This is a genomic window from Rheinheimera sp. UJ63, from assembly GCF_021568285.1.
Taxonomy (GTDB): Bacteria; Pseudomonadota; Gammaproteobacteria; order Enterobacterales; family Alteromonadaceae; genus Alishewanella; species Alishewanella maricola.
The window spans coordinates 43,147-61,823 of record NZ_JAKGTQ010000004.1 but is presented as its reverse complement, the minus strand read 5'-3'; the positions used below and the strand labels follow the sequence as shown (position 1 = coordinate 61,823).

The 18,677-nt window shown below is 47.6% G+C and carries 13 protein-coding genes; 2 read left to right on the top strand and 11 right to left on the bottom strand.

Going from position 1 to position 18,677, the window contains the following annotated elements; all coding sequences use genetic code 11:
* Positions 1 to 985: 985 nt before the first annotated feature.
* Positions 986 to 2,563 carry a glutamine-hydrolyzing GMP synthase gene (guaA, locus tag L1N97_RS12325; protein ID WP_229586598.1) on the bottom strand — a complete coding sequence of 526 codons (1,578 nt, stop codon included), beginning with the start codon at positions 2,561 to 2,563 and terminating at the stop codon, positions 986 to 988.
* A gap of 58 nt (positions 2,564 to 2,621) precedes the next feature.
* The gene (guaB, locus tag L1N97_RS12320) at positions 2,622 to 4,091 is read right to left on the bottom strand and encodes an IMP dehydrogenase (protein ID WP_226751108.1); all 1,470 of its coding nucleotides are present in this window, start codon (positions 4,089 to 4,091) and stop codon (positions 2,622 to 2,624) included.
* Positions 4,092 to 4,242: 151 nt separating this feature from the next.
* On the opposite strand from guaB, the gene xseA reads away from it, so the two are divergent.
* The gene (xseA, locus tag L1N97_RS12315) at positions 4,243 to 5,574 is read left to right on the top strand and encodes an exodeoxyribonuclease VII large subunit (RefSeq protein ID WP_236129995.1); all 1,332 of its coding nucleotides are present in this window, start codon (positions 4,243 to 4,245) and stop codon (positions 5,572 to 5,574) included.
* 133 nt (positions 5,575 to 5,707) lie between these two features.
* Here xseA and L1N97_RS12310 read toward each other — a convergent pair whose 3' ends face one another.
* Positions 5,708 to 6,604 (bottom strand): tetratricopeptide repeat protein, encoded by an 897-nt coding sequence (locus tag L1N97_RS12310; protein ID WP_236129994.1) that lies wholly within the window; start codon positions 6,602 to 6,604, stop codon positions 5,708 to 5,710.
* 221 nt (positions 6,605 to 6,825) lie between these two features.
* Between L1N97_RS12310 and L1N97_RS12305 the strand changes: the two genes are divergently transcribed.
* Positions 6,826 to 7,395 (top strand): gamma-glutamylcyclotransferase, encoded by a 570-nt coding sequence (locus tag L1N97_RS12305; protein ID WP_236129993.1) that lies wholly within the window; start codon positions 6,826 to 6,828, stop codon positions 7,393 to 7,395.
* 99 nt (positions 7,396 to 7,494) lie between these two features.
* Here the strand turns inward: L1N97_RS12305 and L1N97_RS12300 are convergent, their stop codons facing one another.
* The 8 genes from L1N97_RS12300 to pilW all read right to left on the bottom strand — a co-directional run bounded on the left by L1N97_RS12300 (position 7,495) and on the right by pilW (position 18,669).
* The gene (locus tag L1N97_RS12300; protein ID WP_229586574.1) at positions 7,495 to 9,753 is read right to left on the bottom strand and encodes an arginine/lysine/ornithine decarboxylase; all 2,259 of its coding nucleotides are present in this window, start codon (positions 9,751 to 9,753) and stop codon (positions 7,495 to 7,497) included.
* Positions 9,754 to 9,769: 16 nt separating this feature from the next.
* Positions 9,770 to 11,245, bottom strand: coding sequence for a ribosome biogenesis GTPase Der (gene der, locus L1N97_RS12295; RefSeq protein WP_226751101.1), 1,476 nt, complete (start codon positions 11,243 to 11,245; stop codon positions 9,770 to 9,772).
* 73 nt (positions 11,246 to 11,318) lie between these two features.
* Positions 11,319 to 12,506, bottom strand: a complete 1,188-nt coding sequence (gene bamB / locus L1N97_RS12290) for an outer membrane protein assembly factor BamB (RefSeq protein ID WP_236129992.1) — start codon at positions 12,504 to 12,506, stop codon at positions 11,319 to 11,321.
* Between the two features lie 9 nt (positions 12,507 to 12,515).
* Complete coding sequence (locus L1N97_RS12285) at positions 12,516 to 13,145, bottom strand: YfgM family protein (RefSeq protein WP_236129991.1); 630 nt, start codon at positions 13,143 to 13,145, stop codon at positions 12,516 to 12,518.
* 20 nt (positions 13,146 to 13,165) lie between these two features.
* Positions 13,166 to 14,431, bottom strand: coding sequence for a histidine--tRNA ligase (hisS, locus tag L1N97_RS12280; RefSeq protein ID WP_229586560.1), 1,266 nt, complete (start codon positions 14,429 to 14,431; stop codon positions 13,166 to 13,168).
* 101 nt (positions 14,432 to 14,532) lie between these two features.
* Positions 14,533 to 15,633 carry a flavodoxin-dependent (E)-4-hydroxy-3-methylbut-2-enyl-diphosphate synthase gene (gene ispG / locus L1N97_RS12275; protein ID WP_226751097.1) on the bottom strand — a complete coding sequence of 367 codons (1,101 nt, stop codon included), beginning with the start codon at positions 15,631 to 15,633 and terminating at the stop codon, positions 14,533 to 14,535.
* The gene (locus L1N97_RS12270; RefSeq protein WP_236129990.1) at positions 15,633 to 16,613 is read right to left on the bottom strand and encodes a RodZ domain-containing protein; all 981 of its coding nucleotides are present in this window, start codon (positions 16,611 to 16,613) and stop codon (positions 15,633 to 15,635) included. The genes ispG and L1N97_RS12270 overlap by 1 nt, the downstream gene beginning before the upstream one ends.
* Entirely contained in the window at positions 16,606 to 18,669 is a 2,064-nt protein-coding gene (pilW, locus tag L1N97_RS12265; protein WP_236129989.1) for a type IV pilus biogenesis/stability protein PilW, read from the bottom strand. The genes L1N97_RS12270 and pilW overlap by 8 nt, the downstream gene beginning before the upstream one ends.
* Positions 18,670 to 18,677 lie beyond the last annotated feature (8 nt).

Genomic DNA, 18,677 nt, shown 5'->3' with positions numbered 1-18,677 from the left:
CCGAACGAGTTACCTCGTCACCTTGGTCGGGTTAGGTTGAGCCGGGCTTTCGCAGCAACGTGGGGTCGCATTTTCTTTGGGTACTTTCTTTTGGTGAAACAAAAGAAAGTATCTCGCCAACGGCGAAAACGTTAAACACTCCGTAAAGCTTCGGCTGGAGCACGCGGTAAATACCTCCCTGTACGCTCCTCTTTTTCATCCCTGAAAAAGACGTCTCCAGCCAAAGTTTACTTCGCTATTAACTCGCTCTGCTCCGACCCTAGATCTTCGCTTTGGATATTCATTCCCCCTTTGTAGCGAGCCGACTGATCATCGTTGACCAAGGTTTTAAGAAAACGGGTGTTTGAGTGCGGCGACGGTAGCGCCGCGCGAGTTACGTTTTCGCCTTGGACAGCGCATGAGCAGTTGGGCTTTCGAGCGAAATTGGGGTCGCATTTTCTTTGGGTACTTTCTTTTGGCGAAACAAAAGAAAGTACCTCGCCCTCGGCGAAAACGTTAAACACTCCGTAAAGCTTCGGCTGGAGCACGCGGTAAATACCTCCCTGTACGCTCCTCTTTTTCATCCCTGAAAAGGACGTCTTAAGCCAACATGTACTTCGCTATTAACTCGACCAACATTTATCTCTGCGAATGCAAAAAATGCGCAACCGCTTTTCGCTGTTAATCCCCTTACGTTGCAAGCCGGGCAACCTAGCTCGGCCAAGGTTTTAAGACGAGGGGTGTTTGAGCGAGGCACGGTAGTGCCGAACGAGTTACCTCGTCGCCTTGGTCGGGTTAGGTTGAGCCGGGCTTTCGCAGCAACGTGGGGGCGCATTTTCTTTGGGTACTTTCTTTTGGCGAAACAAAAGAAAGTACCTCGCCAATGGCGAAAACGTTAATCGTTTCGTAATAGAGTCTTGCTATTTGCCCCCGAATAAAGTCCCAACAAAAAAGGCGCCTCAGCGCCTTTTAAACCATTTAAACTGAACAGTTTAAACGATAAAACTTATTCCCACTCAATCGTCGCGGGTGGCTTACCGCTGATATCATAGACCACACGAGAAATGCCGTTGATTTCATTGATAATACGGTTAGACACTTTACCCAGTAAATCATAAGGTAAATGCGCCCAATGCGCAGTCATAAAGTCGATGGTTTCAACGGCACGCAGTGATACCACCCAATCGTACTTACGCGCATCGCCCATCACACCTACCGATTTTACCGGCAAGAAAACCGTAAAGGCTTGGCTGACTTTGTTGTATAAGTCGGCTTTATGCAGCTCTTCAATAAAGATCGCATCAGCACGGCGCAGTAGGTCGCAGTATTCTTTTTTCACTTCGCCCAATACCCGAACCCCTAAACCTGGGCCTGGGAACGGATGGCGATACAACATGTCATAAGGTAAACCCAGCTCTAAACCAACTTTACGCACTTCATCTTTAAATAATTCACGCAACGGCTCAACTAAGCCCAACTTCATATGCGCCGGTAAGCCACCGACGTTATGGTGCGATTTAATCACATGGGCTTTACCTGTGGCAGAGCCGGCGGATTCAATGACGTCAGGGTAAATAGTGCCTTGCGCTAGCCACTTGGCGTTTTCAAGTTTTTGCGATTGTTCATCGAACACTTCAACAAACACACGGCCGATAATTTTACGTTTAGCTTCTGGCTCGTTTTCACCGGCTAAGGCGTCTAGGAAACGATCTTCGGCGTCTACTTTAATGATATTTAAGCCAAAGTGATCACCAAACATATCCATCACTTGCTTGCCTTCGTTTAAACGCAACAAGCCGTTATCAACAAAGACACAGGTCAAATTTTTACCAATAGCGCGGTGCAGCAACATGGCCACAACAGAACTGTCGACACCACCGGATAAACCTAAAATAACTTGGTCATCACCAATTTGCTGCTTTAAACGGATCACCGCATCTTCAATGATGGTCGCGGGTGTCCAAAGGCGGTCACAACCACATATGTCTACAACAAAGTGTTGTAACATCCTTAGGCCTTGGCGGGTGTGCGTGACTTCTGGGTGAAACTGCACACCGTAAAACTGACGCGCCTCATCCACCATACCGGCATGTGGACAAGTGGCCGTGCTGGCACAGGTTTCAAAACCAGCTGGGATTTCAACCACTTTATCACCGTGGCTCATCCAAACATCTAATAAGGCATTACCATTAGCGCCAATGTGATCTTCAATCTTGGCGAATAAATCATTCGGTGCAACCACTTCAACCTGAGCATAACCAAATTCACGTAGATCAGAGCCTTGCACCTTGCCGCCTAACTGCTCAGCCATGGTTTGCATGCCGTAACAGATGCCCAACACGGGCACACCCGCTTCAAACACATATTGCGGGGCACGTGGCGAGTTTTGCTCAGTCACGCTTTCTGGGCCACCCGATAGAATAATACCGGTTGGATTAAATTCACGAATTTGTGCTTCAGTAACATCCCACGCCCACAACTCACAATAAACACCAATTTCACGCACGCGGCGGGCAATCAGCTGGGTATATTGAGAACCGAAGTCGAGGATCAGAATGCGATGATGATGAATATTCTTGTTCATACTAACCTTTTAAAAAGTACAGGGGCTGACCTAAGTCAGCCCTGATAGCAAAAAACAGTTACCCTAAACGGTAGTTTGGTGCTTCTTTTGTGATTTGCACATCATGCACGTGCGATTCACCCATCCCTGCAGACGTTACTTTAACGAACTGTGGCTTGGTGCGTAGCGTGTTGATATCTGGGCTTCCGGTTAAGCCCATAGCAGAGCGTAAACCGCCCATTTGCTGGTGAATGATGGTTTCGATTGGGCCTTTGTAAGCCACTCGACCTTCAATACCCTCAGGTACCAGTTTTTCGGCATTATTGCTGCCTTGGAAATAACGGTCTGATGAACCATTGCGCTGCGCCATTGCGCCTAATGAGCCCATACCACGGTAAGATTTGTAATAACGCCCTTGATATAGCTCAACTTCGCCTGGAGCTTCTTCCGTACCGGCAAACATAGAGCCCACCATCACACAGTTTGCACCAGCCACTAAAGCTTTTGCGATATCACCAGAGAAGCGAATACCGCCATCGGCAATAATGCACACATCTAAACCTTGCACACCTTCAACGGCATCAGAGATAGCGGTAATTTGTGGTACACCACAGCCAGTAACAATACGCGTAGTACAAATTGAGCCTGGACCGATACCTACTTTAACTGCATTGGCACCCGCTTCAGCTAACGCTTTAGCGCCTTCGGCTGTTGCGACATTACCTGCCACGATTTGAAGATCGGGATACTGAGCACGCGTTTGTCTTACACGCTCTAACACACCTTCAGAGTGACCGTGCGAGGTATCAATTAACAGAATATCCACACCGGCTTCAACTAACGCCGCGATGCGCTCATCTGTACCTGGGCCTACACCGACCGCAGCACCCACGCGTAAACGACCTAATTCGTCTTTACAGGCATTGGGCTTACTGGCGGCTTTGTAATAATCACGAACCGTAATTAAGCCTTTTAATTTGAAATGATCATCGACCACTAACACCTTTTCAATCCGATGTTGGTGCATCAGTTTTAAGGCATCTTCCCGTGGCGCGTTTTCATTTACCGTAACCAGTTTTTCCCGTGGCGTCATCACCGCAGTTACTTTGGCTTGCAAATTTGCTTCAAAGCTCATGTCGCGACCGGTAACAATACCGACTAACTCGCCTTGTTTGTCTAAAACGGGGAAACCTGAAAAGCCATGTTGTTCGGCTAAGGCTTGAACATCACGCACCGTCATATCCGCTAGTGCGGTAACCGGATCGGATACTACGCCACTCTCGTATTTTTTTACTTTGCGTACATTAGCTGCTTGCTCTTCGATGGTCATATTCTTATGAATAAAACCAAGGCCGCCTTCTTGCGCTAAGGCAATAGCAAGGCGTGCTTCCGTTACAGTGTCCATTGAAGCGGAAACCATAGGAATGCTAAGCGTGATTGTTTTGGTTAACTGAGTGCGTAAATCAGCGGTGTGGGGTAGCACATTTGAGTGCGCCGGAACCAATAACACGTCGTCAAAGGTTAAAGCTTCTTTAATGATCCTGAGCATTGCAACAATCTCGCTGTGTGGATGAAAAGATAGGGAATGTTGCGGTGCAATTTTAGCGGAAATAGTGCAACAGAACAAACGCTTTTTTCTTTTTGTCAGGATAAGGTTTGATAACGTACACTAAGGGCATGAACAAGTCGTTGAGTTAATCATGCAGCAGTCTGAGATTTATACCGTTTCCCGTTTAAATAGCGAAGTACGCCTTACCCTCGAATTACAGTTTCAGCAATTGTGGTTAAGCGGTGAAGTGTCGAATTTTGTGGCGGCCGCGTCGGGGCATTGGTATTTCAGTTTAAAAGATCAGGCAGCGCAGGTAAAAGTGGCGATGTTTAAGCAAGCCAATCGCAATGCACTGATCCGGCCGCAAAATGGCCAGCAGGTTTTATTACGCGCCCGGATTAGTGTCTATGAACCGCGCGGCGAGTATCAATTATTAGCCGACTTTATTGAGCCCGCCGGCGATGGTTTATTAAAACAACAATTTGAACAGTTAAAAAATAAACTGGCTGCCGAGGGTTTATTTGCAGCCGAGCGTAAAAAGGCGTTACCGGCTAATCCGCGCACCGTCGGCGTAATTACCTCACCCACCGGTGCCGCCGTGCGCGATATTATTACTGTGCTGCAACGCCGAGCACCCGGTATTAAGGTGATCGTTTACCCATGCCAAGTGCAAGGTGACAGCGCCGCTGGGCAGCTACGGCAAATGCTCAGTACAGCCATTCAGCGTGATGAGGTTGACGTCTTAATTATTGGCCGTGGTGGTGGTTCGTTAGAAGACTTGTGGTGTTTTAACGACGAAGCCTTGGCCAGAGCCGTGGCGCAGTGCCCTATTCCGATTGTCAGTGCCGTGGGGCACGAAATTGATTTTGCACTCACCGATTTTGTAGCAGATGTGCGGGCAGCAACCCCTTCCGCGGCGGCTGAACTGGTGTCACCCGATCAAAGCCATTTTGTGTTGCAACTGCAACAACTGTCGAGCCGCTTAGTTCGAGCCCAGCGCTTGTTTTTACAAAGGCTGACACCCAAGCTCAGTCAATTACAGCTACGCTTACAACAACTGCACCCACAACGCCGTTTAGAACAACAGCAACAGCGCCTAGATGAGTTACAACTGCGCTTACAACGGGTGATGCAGCTACAGTTACAGCAAGCTAAACGCCAGCACAGCTATTTACAACAAAGTTTGCTGCATCTCTCGCCCGCTAAAACCTTAAAGCAACAAAACAACCTGTTGCAGCAACTTCAACGCCGCTTGCTGCACGCGCAGCAACAAAACGCAAAACAGCAACAACAAAAACTGGCGAAACTCAGTGCGCAACTGCACACCGTTAGCCCACTCGCCACCCTAGCTCGTGGATACAGCATAAGTTTTAATGCCGCAGAGCAAGCCATTACCAGCAGCTCACAACTAAAGTTAGGCGATACTATCAGTACGCGTTTAGCAGAGGGCCGCTTTATGGCCAAAGTCACTGCGCTTGAGTAAAGAACGAGCAAAGCGAATTATGCGTTGAGCTTTTTTTCTGGCTGCAGCGAAGTTGAAGCTAAATAGCCCATTTAGCTTCAACAAACTCTGCATATCTTCTTATAGATATCGTACAGCTATGTATTTTTAACTTTTACTGCTGGCCCGATATCACTTGACCAAGTGTGAATTGTCCTCTTTCGGGTTTTATTGAGTAACAAAGACTCGCGCCATTGCATTGGGTAGTTTTGATTTTGTTCATGCTACCTCTGGTATACAACCCTTTGCTTTGCAAAGTATCAACAAAACCTATTAACACGCTATCAGGAGAAATATCATGCCCCACTACTTTAATAACTTCGATATCTAATGATTGTTGCAAATCGGCGACCAGCTCTTTAGCATCTGGTTTGGGTGTGAGCAATGCGATCGATTCTGTTAAAAACGCTCTGGACTCATTGTGTCCAGATAATACCAATCGTTTAAAGAGTTGCGCAGCAGCCGGCACATCAGTTTCCGTATAGATACCCTTCTGCTTTAATCTAGCCAACAAAAACATAGCATCAACTGAACGCAGCTCACTTGCCTGCTCTAACAATGTCATGCCTTCAAGCACATTGTCGGTATCGGGTTGTGAGAGCAACAGTAACGCCTTTTTATATAAGGCCGGCGCATGCTTTAAGGATGCGGATTGAGTTAATAACGCATCTGCTTGTGCAAGATCTTGTTCAACAACAAATCCTTCTCGATACCATTCTGATAACATAAAAACTGCCATCGGGTGTTTATGATTTACCGCTCTTTGTAAAAAGCTGAGTGCTTTCTTTGGATCCTGCTCTCGGCCATCACCGGTAGCATAAATCATACTTAGCAAGGTCATCGCTTCAAAACTGCCAAACCTCGCCATCCTGTGCAATGTCGTAATTTTGTTCTGACATGACGCCTCAGCGCAAATTAAGCCTGCTGAGGAAGTTGCTATTGTCTCTGCACGTAACGGCAGCATCATAACAATGACGCTGGTGACTAATAAATATTTTAAATAAGTACGCATAATCCATCCTTGCATGCCAGCATATCGTCTAAACATTAGCCTAATTAAAACAATACAGCAACTCAATATTACAAAAAAGCAACTTGTCAATTTAAAGCACTATCGTCATGATTGACCATCCGTTGCGATCAACGATGGCATGTTTTACCCCTTATTTTTGATAATGAGGTACTCATCATCATATCGCTGATAATTGAATCATAAAGTTTGCTTGGAGTTTTATGCCTCACAATACCATCGCTTTAAATCAGCAACGCCAACCGCTTGATCACCTCGACTCGGTGTGGCTGTTTGGCTATGGCTCGTTGATTTATAAGGCGGATTTTCCTTATCTACAGCGCAAGCCTGCCTGTATTTATGGCTGGCAGCGGCGTTTTTGGCAAGGCTCACATGATCATCGTGGTACACCAGAGGCACCTGGTCGTGTCTTAACGCTAATAGAAGCCCCTGGTGAGCGCTGTGCCGGTATGGCCTATCAGGTGACACCTCAAACTTTTACTCACTTAGACCATCGTGAGAAGAATGGTTATCTGCGCTTTTTTACTGAATTACATTGGCAAGATCAGCCTGGCCAAACGGCGGGCTTGGTATATCTAGCCAGCGCCGATAATGAAGCTTATTTAGGGCCAGACAGTGATGCGGCCATTGCGGCACATATTGCGGTAAGTGCTGGCCCAAGTGGCCCGAATAGCGAGTATTTACTGCAACTGGCCGCTGCGCTACGTGAGTTGGGTGAACATGATGAGCATGTATTTGCGATAGAGCGAGAACTGTTAAACCTGCTAGCGTGAGATACCATGTATTAACATAAACCTGCGAGTTTAAATCAAACGCGTAAAAAAGGTCGCACTAGGCGACCTTTGATTTAAATAACGCAATAGCGTTTTCGCTTAAGCTTCTTTTACCACATCAATAAAGTACTTCACTTCACCGTCGACCAACTCACGCACTAAACCGTGCACGTCGGTTTCAAAACCGGGGAACTCGCCATTGAACGCACGGGTAAACTTCAGGTAGTTGATAATGGTTTTATTAAAGCGCTCGCCTGGCACCATCAGTGGAATACCTGGTGGATATGGCGTCACTAACATGGCCGTTACCCGCCCTTCGATTTCATCTATCGACACTCGCTCAATTTCACGGTGAGCCATTTTCGCCCAAGCATCGGCCGGTGTCATCGCCGTCTCAATTTGCGACAAGTACATTTCGGTGGTCACTTTGGCCACGTCATACTTGCGATACATATTGTGAATTCGCTGACACAGATCGCGTAAACCGACTTTTTCGTAACGCTTGTTCTTACCCGCAAACTCTGGCATGACGCGCCATAACGGCAAGTTTTGGTCGTAATCGTCTTTAAACTGCTGTAACTCGGTCACCATCGAGTTCCAACGACCTTTGGTAATACCAATGGTAAACATAATAAAGAATGAATACAGGCCGGTTTTCTCGATAATAATACCGTGCTCAGACAAGTATTTACTGACAATCGCCGCCGGGATCCCGGTTTCATCAAACTGGCCATGCAAGTTCATACCCGGTGTGATGATAGTGGCTTTGATGGGGTCCAGCATATTAAAGCCTGACTCGATATCACCAAAACCGTGCCAGCTATCAGTAGCATGTAACACCCACTTTTCGCGATGGCCAATGCCTTCGTCTGGCAGAATATCGGGGCCCCATACTTTAAACCACCAATCATCATCGCCAAATTCGTCATCAACTTTGCGCATCGCCCGACGAAAATCGATGGCTTCCAACAACGATTCCTCCACCAGCGCCGTGCCGCCGGGTGCTTCCATCATCGCCGCAGCCACGTCACAGCTGGCAATAATGGCATATTGCGGGCTAGTCGAGCTGTGCATCAAATAAGATTCATTAAAGCGGTGGGTATCTAAATTACGCTTTTCGGCATTTTGTACCAAAATTTGCGAAGCTTGAGATAAACCAGCTAACAATTTATGGGTAGATTGCGTAGCAAATACCAGCGTTTCTTCCGAGCGCGGCCGATCTTTACCAATAGCATGCATTTCATGATAAAACTCATGGAAGCTGGCATGCGGTAACCACGCTTCATCAAAGTGCAAGGTGTCGATTGTTGAGCCCAGCTCTTGCTTAATTTCTTCCACGTTATACAAAATACCGTCATAGGTACTTTGAGTAATGGTTAAAATACGCGGCTTTTTGTTCTTGGCATTGCGAGCGAACGGATTGGCTTCAATCTTTTTGGCAATGGCTTCGGGCGAAAACTCACTTTTCGGAATAGGCCCAATAATGCCGTAATGGTTACGGGTGGGCATTAAAAACACAGGAATAGCACCGGTCATAATGATCGAGTGTAAAATCGATTTATGGCAGTTACGGTCCACCACCACGATATCACCCGGTGCCACCACAGAGTGCCACACCATCTTATTCGAGGTGGAGGTCCCGTTTGTGACAAAGAACAAATGATCGGCATTAAAGATACGCGCCGCATTCGCTTCACTTTCGGCCACAGGCCCAGTGTGATCAAGCAGTTGGCCTAATTCATCTACCGAGTTACACACATCAGCCCGAAGCATGTTTTCACCAAAGAATTGGTGAAACATTTGACCCACCGGGCTTTTTAAGAATGCCACGCCACCAGAGTGACCTGGGCAGTGCCATGAGTATGAACTGTCTTGGGCATAATCCATCAGCGCATTGAAAAATGGTGGCGCTAAGGCGTCTAAATATTTACGAGCTTCACGAATAATATGCCGCGCGACAAACTCAGGCGTATCTTCGAACATATGAATAAAACCATGTAGCTCGCGCAAAATATCATTCGGTATATGCCGACTGGTACGGGTTTCACCGTACAGAAAAATCGGAATATCGGCATTGCGCTTACGCACTTCTTTGACGAAAGCACGCAGCTCAATCAGCGCTTTATTCACATCATCGTTGCTGCCACTGCCAAACTCTTCGTCATCAATCGACAAAATAAAACAGGATGCGCGGCTCGCTTGTTGGGCAAAAGCGGTTAAATCGACATAGCTGGTGTAACCCACGACTTCAAAACCATGGCCACCAATCGCTTGGGCGAGATCACGAATCCCCGAACCTGAAATATTTTCTGAGCGGAAATCTTCGTCTATTACAATAACCGGAAAACGGAATTTCATCTGTTAGTCCTTGCTGTTAATCTTTTTTAGCCACTTTTTGACGGGCTTTCATTAAGCGCTCACGCTTGTACTTTTGCAGCGCAGTCTCAGTATTTTTCTTGGTGGGCGTATAGGGGTTCTCACCCTCACGGAATTCTATACGCACTGGCGTACCCATCATTTGCAGCGCTTTTCGGTAGTAGTTCATCAAATAACGCTTATACGAGTCTGGTAAATCTTTCACTTGGTTACCGTGAATGACGATAATCGGTGGGTTATAACCACCGGCATGCGCATATTTCAATTTAACGCGACGACCATGCACCATCGGTGGCTGGTGATCTTCTTGCGCCATTTTCATGATGCGGGTTAATAACGAGGTACTAACGCGTTTCGTGGCAGAATCAAAGGCTTCTTCAACCGAGTCGAATAGATTACCCACGCCAGAACCATGCAGAGCAGAAATAAAATGTAAGCGGGCAAAATCGATAAAACCAAGGCGACGATCTAACTCGCGTTTAATTTCGTCTTTTACACCGTCGTTTAAACCATCCCATTTGTTCACCGCTAACACTAAGGAACGCCCGGCATTCAATACGAAACCTAAGATACTCAGATCTTGATCTGAAATGCCTAAACGAGCATCCAATACCAAAATGACTACGTTGGCATCTTCAATCGCTTGCAATGTTTTCACAACCGAGAACTTCTCGACCATATCATCAATCTTGCCACGACGACGAACACCCGCAGTGTCAATCAAGGTGTAATCACGCTCATTACGCTGCATCGGAATATACACTGAGTCACGAGTGGTACCCGGCATATCGAACACCACTACCCGCTCTTCACCCAGAATACGATTGGTCAGTGTCGATTTACCCACATTAGGCCGGCCAACAATGGCTAACTTGATATGTTCAGAGCGCAGTCTGGCCGCTTCTGCGGCAGCGTCCTCTTCAGAGACATCCGTGTAATCACTGATCACAGAATCTTCGCTAGCCGTTTCGTCTTTTTGTTGTTGCAAGAACGGCAATAAGGCATGTTGCAACAAGGAAGAGACACCCCGGCCATGTGCGGCTGCGATGGGGTAAACTTCGCCTATGCCCAAACTGTAAAAGTCGGCAACGGCGGTATCTGCGTCTAGACCATCGGTTTTATTGGCGACCAAAAAGACGGGCTTTTCCACCCGACGAATATGAGCCGCAATCGCTTGATCGCCCACTGTTGAACCGGCGCGTGCATCGACAAGGAACAGCACAACATCGGCTTCAGCAATGGCTTTTAACGATTGATCGGCCATTTCGACTTCAATACCGTGCTCATTGCCGTCGATACCACCGGTATCCACCACAATAAACTCCATGCCTTCGAAGTTGACCGAGCCATATTTGCGATCACGTGTTAATCCCGGAAAGTCGGCAACAAGCGCATCGCGGGTGCGGGTTAAACGGTTAAACAGTGTTGATTTGCCAACATTGGCGCGCCCAACCAGGGCCACTACAGGTAACATTTAGTCAACCTCAAAAATAAGAAAACAGGCCTCAGTTTAGGCCTGTTTTCTGTTAAGTAGATTAATACGCAGTTTAAGGCGTTTGTAATAATACTAGCTCACCATCACGAGTTGTGACGACTATATAGTCATTATTGGCAACAGCTTCACGATAAAAGCCTGAATCATCAAAGCTTTGTCTGGCAACAAAGTCACCGGTGTTGCGATCAAACCAATGCAAATTACCTTTGCTATCACCGATAACCAGGTAGTCTTTATACACGGTAGGGCCAGTTAAAAAGTGTTTATGTAAACCGGTTTGACTCCAGATCTCCGACCCGTTACGACGGTCTACCGCATAAATAAGACCTTCAGAATCGACCAGATAAATCACTGAGCCGCTGATCGCCATATTGCGGAAACTGGCGTAATCGCGCTTCCAAGATTGCTGCCCCGAACGCAGATCTAATGCAAATAACTCACCGTTAAAGGCGATAGTGTAAACTGTCCCCCCAACGACCAATGGCTTAGCATCCACATCGACCAAACGTGATAAGTCGGTACTGCCTTTTGGTGTCGCAACCGTTTCTTCCCAAGCTTGGAAACCACGATCGACTAACAATACGCCGACACGACCATTCGCTGTACCGTATATAACGCCGCCGCTTTCAATAACCGGCTCGCTGACACCGCGGATCGTTAAAGGAGGCTGTTCGTTTTCAAACACCCAACGCTGTTCGCCATCATCGGGGCTTAATGCCAAAAGCGTACCGGTACCTAATTTGACTACCACAAAGCCATCACCGACCGCAGGGCTCACTAACACTTCACCCGGTACTTGCGCACGCCAAACTAAAGTGCCCGTGACCGCATCGAGCGCAACCACTTCGCCATTTTCAGTACCTAAAAAAAGCTTACCGTAACCTTGGCTAATACCACCAGCAATGCGGGCATTACCTTCAGACCAGCTTAAGTTTAATTTTTGCCAAGCAGACACTTGCGCGTCTTGGCGTAGATCAAAGGTCCATAAGCGCTTGCCTGTGGCCAGATCTGCTGCCACCACGATGCCTTCACGGCTAGCCATAAACACTTTGTCATCTAAAATCAGGGGTTTTAAGCCTGATTCGTAATGGCCCACGCCGTCACCGACTTGCATCGACCACACTTTCTTCGGGCTAATGCGATTTTCGATATCGGGCAGTACTAATTTTTCTTTGCTAGAACAAGCCATCAACGTTAGCGAAATCAACGCCAACGCTGCATGTTTTAAGGCAAATTTCATATCGGCCCCTTAATTCGCAGCGGTGATGTGCGCCAGCTCATCAAGTTTAATCTGCAATAATTGCGTATTTTGGCCGGCGTTGCTAAAGGCGACTTGATAAGCCGCTTTCGCCGCGACTAAATCACCCGTGGCTTGTAACACATCGCCTTTCAGCTCTGCTTGTTGCCCAACAAAACTTGATGGTACAGCTTGCTCTAAGGTTGCTAAAGCGCCGGTATAGTCACCTGTTTGACGTTGTACACGTGCTAAACGTAACTGAGCGATCGCCTTAACGCTAGCGTCTTTGCTGTTTTGCTGTACCCAGCTTAACTGCTTAACCGCTTCGGCAAAATTCTCAGCGGTCACCGCATCTTTCGCCGCTAATAACGCCGCGAACACGGCATAATTATTATTGCCTTGCTCGCTAATAAAAGCTTGCGCTTCTGCTAAGAAATCATCCTCACTGGCTTGCTTTTGCACTAATTGAGCATAACTGTTAGATAATGCTTCAGCACTCGCTCGCTGTTCAGCCTGATAAAAGCGCCAGCCATACAGGGAACCTAAACCGATCACCACACCGCCTAAGATGGCTTTGCCGTATTCATTCCAAAACCGTTTAAGGGCTTCAACCTGTTGTTCTTCGTCTGTGTAAATTTCCACCTAACTACTCCGTTATGCTCTCAGGCCAGATGCTGAGCCAATTCGCTCAGTTTCAAGGTTTGTTGTGGCTGATCCTGACGTAACCATTTTAAGGTGATTTCGCCACGGGCCAGTTCTTCATCGCCTAAAATCAGTGCTAATTCGGCACCTGATTTATCAGCCCTTTTAAATTGTTTTTTTAGATTGCCGCCACCGCAGTGCAAGATAACACGTTTGGTCGGCAAATCGCTACGCAGCCTTTCGGCAACGCTAACGGCTGCAAGTTCCGCAGACTCACCCATTGCCATCAGATAAATATCTGCGGTTGGGGCTAATACTGGCGCTAACTCTAATGTTTGCAGTAATAAAATCAAGCGCTCTAAGCCTAAAGCAAAACCAACGGCCGGCGTAGGTTTGCCGCCAAGCTGTTCGACTAAACCATCGTAACGGCCACCGGCACACACGGTACCTTGCGAACCCAGCTCTGTGGTTACCCACTCAAACACGGTACGATTGTAATAGTCTAAGCCGCGCACAAGGCGTGGATTAATGGTAAAACTAATGCCCGCCGCGGTTAAGCGTGCTTGTAATTGATTAAAATGCGCTGTTGACTCGGCATCTAAATGATCGGCTAGCTTTGGTGCAGCGGCCAGCATCTCGGCCATAGCAGGGTTTTTGCTATCCAGCACCCGTAAAGGGTTGCTGTACAAACGGCGCAAGCTGTCTTCGTCCAACAGATCTTTATGCTGTTCTAAATAGGCTACCAAGGTATCACGATAGGCCGCGCGCGCGTCATTCGAGCCTAATGAGTTCAGCTCTAAGCTCACATAAGGGGTTAAACCCAGCTTTTGCCATAAACGCGCACTTAATATGATCACTTCCGCATCAATATCAGCACTGCCAATACCAAAAGCTTCTAAGCCAAATTGGTGAAATTGGCGATAGCGGCCTTTCTGCGGCCGTTCATGGCGAAACATCGGGCCGGTGTACCACAGGCGTTGTTCTTGGTTATACAGTAAGCCGTGCTCATTACCCGCACGCACACAGCAGGCAGTGCCTTCTGGTCGTAAGGTTAAGCTGTCACCATTGCGATCATTGAAACTGTACATTTCTTTTTCAACGATATCGGTAACTTCGCCAATAGAGCGTTTAAACAGCTCAGTCATCTCCACAATGGGAAAGCGAATTTCACTGTAACCATAGCTAGCCGCGGTGTCGCGAAGGACTTGTTCTACATATTGCCACAGACCAGAATCCTGCGGCAGGCAATCGTTCATGCCACGAATTGCCTGAATTTGCTTAGCCAAAATAATGCTTCCGTTTAACTATTACGCAAAGAGCACCGCTAAGGTGTCTGCAAAAGCAGGGATTATAGAGCCTGCGCCGCAAAACACCAAGCATCCTACTCTTAGAGTTGTTTTACTGCGATACGTTGTTGCAAATACTGCCGTACTTGAAACTCGAGTTGTTCAGCAATTTGCCCGTTATCCAACCGCAACTTTTGCCGCTCGCCGTTGATATAAAAGCCACTTTTACGATTGGCGCCGGCCACACCCAGATCTGAAATTAACGCTTCACCCGGGCCATTGACGACACAACCAATCACGGACACCGTTAAAGGATCAACAATATCTTCTAAACGTTGCTCTAACTCATTCATGGTTTTAATCACGTCGAATTCTTGGCGTGAACAACTGGGGCAGGCAATAAAATTAACACCACGCGAGCGGATCCGCAGTGATTTCAAAATATCAAACGCCACTTTAACTTCTTCAACCGGATCGGCCGCTAATGAAATGCGCAGTGTATCGCCGATGCCTTCTGCCAATAACATCCCTAAACCAATGGCCGATTTAACTGCGCCGGCTCTTGCGCCACCTGCTTCGGTAATGCCTAAATGCAGTGGTTGTTTAATTTGCTTTGCCAATAAACGATAAGCGCCGACGGCTAAGAACACGTCGGAGGCTTTTACGCTGACTTTAAAATTGTCGAAGTTAAAGCGATCCAGAATATCGACATGCCGCATTGCTGATTCTACTAGCGCTTCGGGCGTCGGCTCACGGTATTTCTCTTGAATATCCGCTTCTAAGGAACCGCCATTCACACCAATACGGATGGGAATATTGTAATCTTTAGCGGCATCGACCACGGCGCGAATACGATCTTCTTTGCCAATGTTACCCGGATTAATGCGCAAACAATCAACACCATACTCAGCCACTTTTAAAGCGATTCGATAATCAAAATGTATATCGGCAACTAAAGGTACTGGCGATTGCTGTTTAATCAGCTTAAAGGCTTCGGCAGCTTCCATGGTTGGCACTGAAACACGCACTAAATCAGCACCAGCAGCTGCAATGGCGCGAATTTGTGCGACGGTCGCGTCAACATCCGTGGTGCGAGTATTGGTCATTGACTGTACGGCGATTGGCGCATCACCGCCAATTAATACATTTCCTACTTTAATTTGAGTCGATTGCCGACGTTTAATCGGATTTTCTGCAAACATTATTCGTTCTGTCCTGACAAAGTAAATTTGGCAACACGGCCTCCAGGATATTTCGACATATCATAAGGCTGTTGGTTTAATTCGATGGCGACCACGCTGGGGTTGCCTAAGGTAATCACAAACGGTGCCTTGGCATTCAGTTCCATAATGTAGCCAGCTTGCTTGGTGCCATAAGCGACTCGTTCGCCACTGGCATCTACGACATCAATCCAGCAGTTTTCGGCAAACGTCATTTTTAACCGATCTAAACCACTGTCGTTACTGTCACCAAAAGATTCTGTGGCCAGTTCGTTGTTTTCTGGGGCAAGCAGCGTGTCAGTACTTGGCGCTGGCAACTCAACCACGGGCACACTGCTGGGTAATGCAGACGGATTGCTTTGCGTTACCGACTCGCTTACGGAACTTTCTGGCTCATTGCTGTTATCTGCTGCGTTATTGGCCGCTGGTGGTGACTCCCAGCTGCTAGGCTGTGTAACGGTTTGCGTAAGTGGAATAGTCCCGCTTGATTCTGTCAGCGCGGGCGTTGTGCTGCTGGTCGGTAGGCTATCGCTAGTGACAAAATCACGCGAGCCCTGCCAAAACCAAATGGCTAATGAAGCCAGTAAAATAGCGGCAATCAAATAAGTCAGCCACATAAAGCGAGCTTCAGTTTGCTGCTTGGCCTGCCGATTAGAAAAGGTTTTCATGGTTTTAACCGGTGCACTATTGACATGGTGCGCCTGTTCAAACTGTTTTAGTAGCGGCAACTCAGGTAATTTTAAATACCGCGCATAGGCACGAACATAACCACGCATAAAGGTCGGCAGGATGTTTTTATCAGGTTCATCGGCTTCTATGCATTGCAACACTTCCGCTTTTAAATTTAGCTGTTGTGCCACATCCTTTAAAGATAAGCCGCGTTTCTCACGTGTTTGCCGTAAGATCTGACCGACCGTCAATTCAGGTGCTGAGCTCGCTTCAAGTTGTTCGTCATTAGTCATGATTAATTGATGCCGGATCCACAATGTAAAGTTTTTGCCCGATGGTTAAACGGCTTTGTTCCGTTAACGCATTCCAGGCCATGAACCGCTCTAAACGAATATTATAGCGGTACGAAATGGCAAACATAGTGTCACCTTCAGCAACCAGATGAAAATATTCATCGACTGGCTGCGCATTGGCCAATCGCACTGGCGGTGCACCCGAATCTGGCGGGGCATCACTCGGAGCTAACCAGATTTTTTGTCCTACCCGCAATTTAGAGGTTGGCGTTAAGGCGTTCCACTCTTGCAGGCGGGTTAATAAAATATTGTAATTTACCGAGATGCTGTGAAGTGATTCGCCCTCGGCGACTTTATGAAAAGGCACATCACTGATATCAGCAATAAGCTCGTTATTGCTTTGTGGCATCGTTATGGTTGGCTTTGCAGAAGAGATAGGTTGCCCTGGCGCAACAGCATCAGGCGCGGCAGGTAAATTCGCTGTAACGGCGGCTTCTGTAGTATTTGCCACGGTTTGTCTGGTTAAAGGCTCAGGCTGAACGGTCACCGCGGCAGCGGCTGGTTCAGTTGACATCATGCTTGGCGCAGCGCTGTCCACAGCTGCTGTTGTTAATGTCTCTAATGCCTTTTTGGTCTCAAGCGCAGGCGTAACCGCTGGCGGCTCTTGTGCCGTTAGCTGGGTGCTCGCGGTGGGGGTATTAGACACAGCGGTAAGTTGCGCTTCAGGTGCAGCGCTGGTGGTTGTAACAGGGCTTAGCCTTTGTTGCGCTGTAACGGCGCTTTGCGGTTTTGTTGCTTGAAGCGTCGCGTCGCTGCGCTGTTTTGTGGTCTTGTTGCTGAGCTCATTTTGTGTGATGAGCGCAGCTTGAGCACTGAGTTCTTCTGCTGTGGCAGCCGCTGTATTGTTGGCAGCATTCACGGTTTCGTCGTTTAACAGCACATGCTCAACCGGTAAAGCCGGTGGAAGTTCAGCCGGCTTGGTTTGTTGCGCACTAAAGCTGTTAGCAATATCCGCCACCGAATGCGTCGGCTCTGGCTGACGCGGCACCGCCGCAGTGGGCAGTGTAGGGTTATGGCTTAGCGCAGCAGCAGGCGTATTCGCTACAGGCTTATCGTTAACCGGCTCGGCTTCGGTCGATTTGCGTCGTATCCGCAACTGCGGGTTAGCTACCGGTTGCCGCTGTTGTTTGGCGGCAGGTGTATCAGTAACCACAGGTTGAATGCTAGCCAGAAGTTTTTGCTTGTAGCGTTCACGCAACTGCTCAAACTCGCTATCCAATGTGCGTTGCTGTAACAGCAATTTGGCTTCAGCCGTATCAATATATAGTGTCAGCAATAGCTGCTCGGCATGGCGCATGGTTGCCATATCACCCTGCTTTTCAGACACCAAATAATTTAATAAGGTGCTGCGCGCAGAGACACGACCTACACGTTGAATGCGCTGCAAATCGGCTTTGGCATCAATTAAGTTACCCATGGCATAATTAACCGAAGCACTGTTGATTAAGGCACTAATCCGCGTGCCATTGTGTGAGATAGAAGACCCTAAATAGGTTCGGGCTTGTTCAAAACCGTTTTGTTCTAACTGACACAGGGCTAAATTTTCGTAACTTTCCGCCACGCGGATATAACCGGGCTTGGAAATGGCCGATAACAACAGCTGTTCAGCCTCGGTGTACTTTCCTATTTGGCAAAGAAAAGCACCATAGTTATTGTAAGCATCCGCATTGTTTGAATCTTTAGCAATGGCTTGCTTGTAGGCGTTTTCAGCCTGAGTATGTTCACCCACCGTTTGGTAGTAATAAGCCAAGGCGTTAAACACTTCTGGCAAATTAGGTGCCATCGTTTTGGCACGCTCAAGATTATAAAGCGCTTGCGTCGTATCGCCACGACGCAAATAGTTTAAACCTAGCGAAATTCGGGTTCTAGCAGCTTCGGTGTTATCCACACTGCGCTGGCTAACCTGGCGCTCATTCGCAACATAAGTGCTCTCAGAAACACATCCTGAGAGTATTAACAATGCCGTAAGCGCGGTGACAACAGGAAATCTCTGCATTACCACTG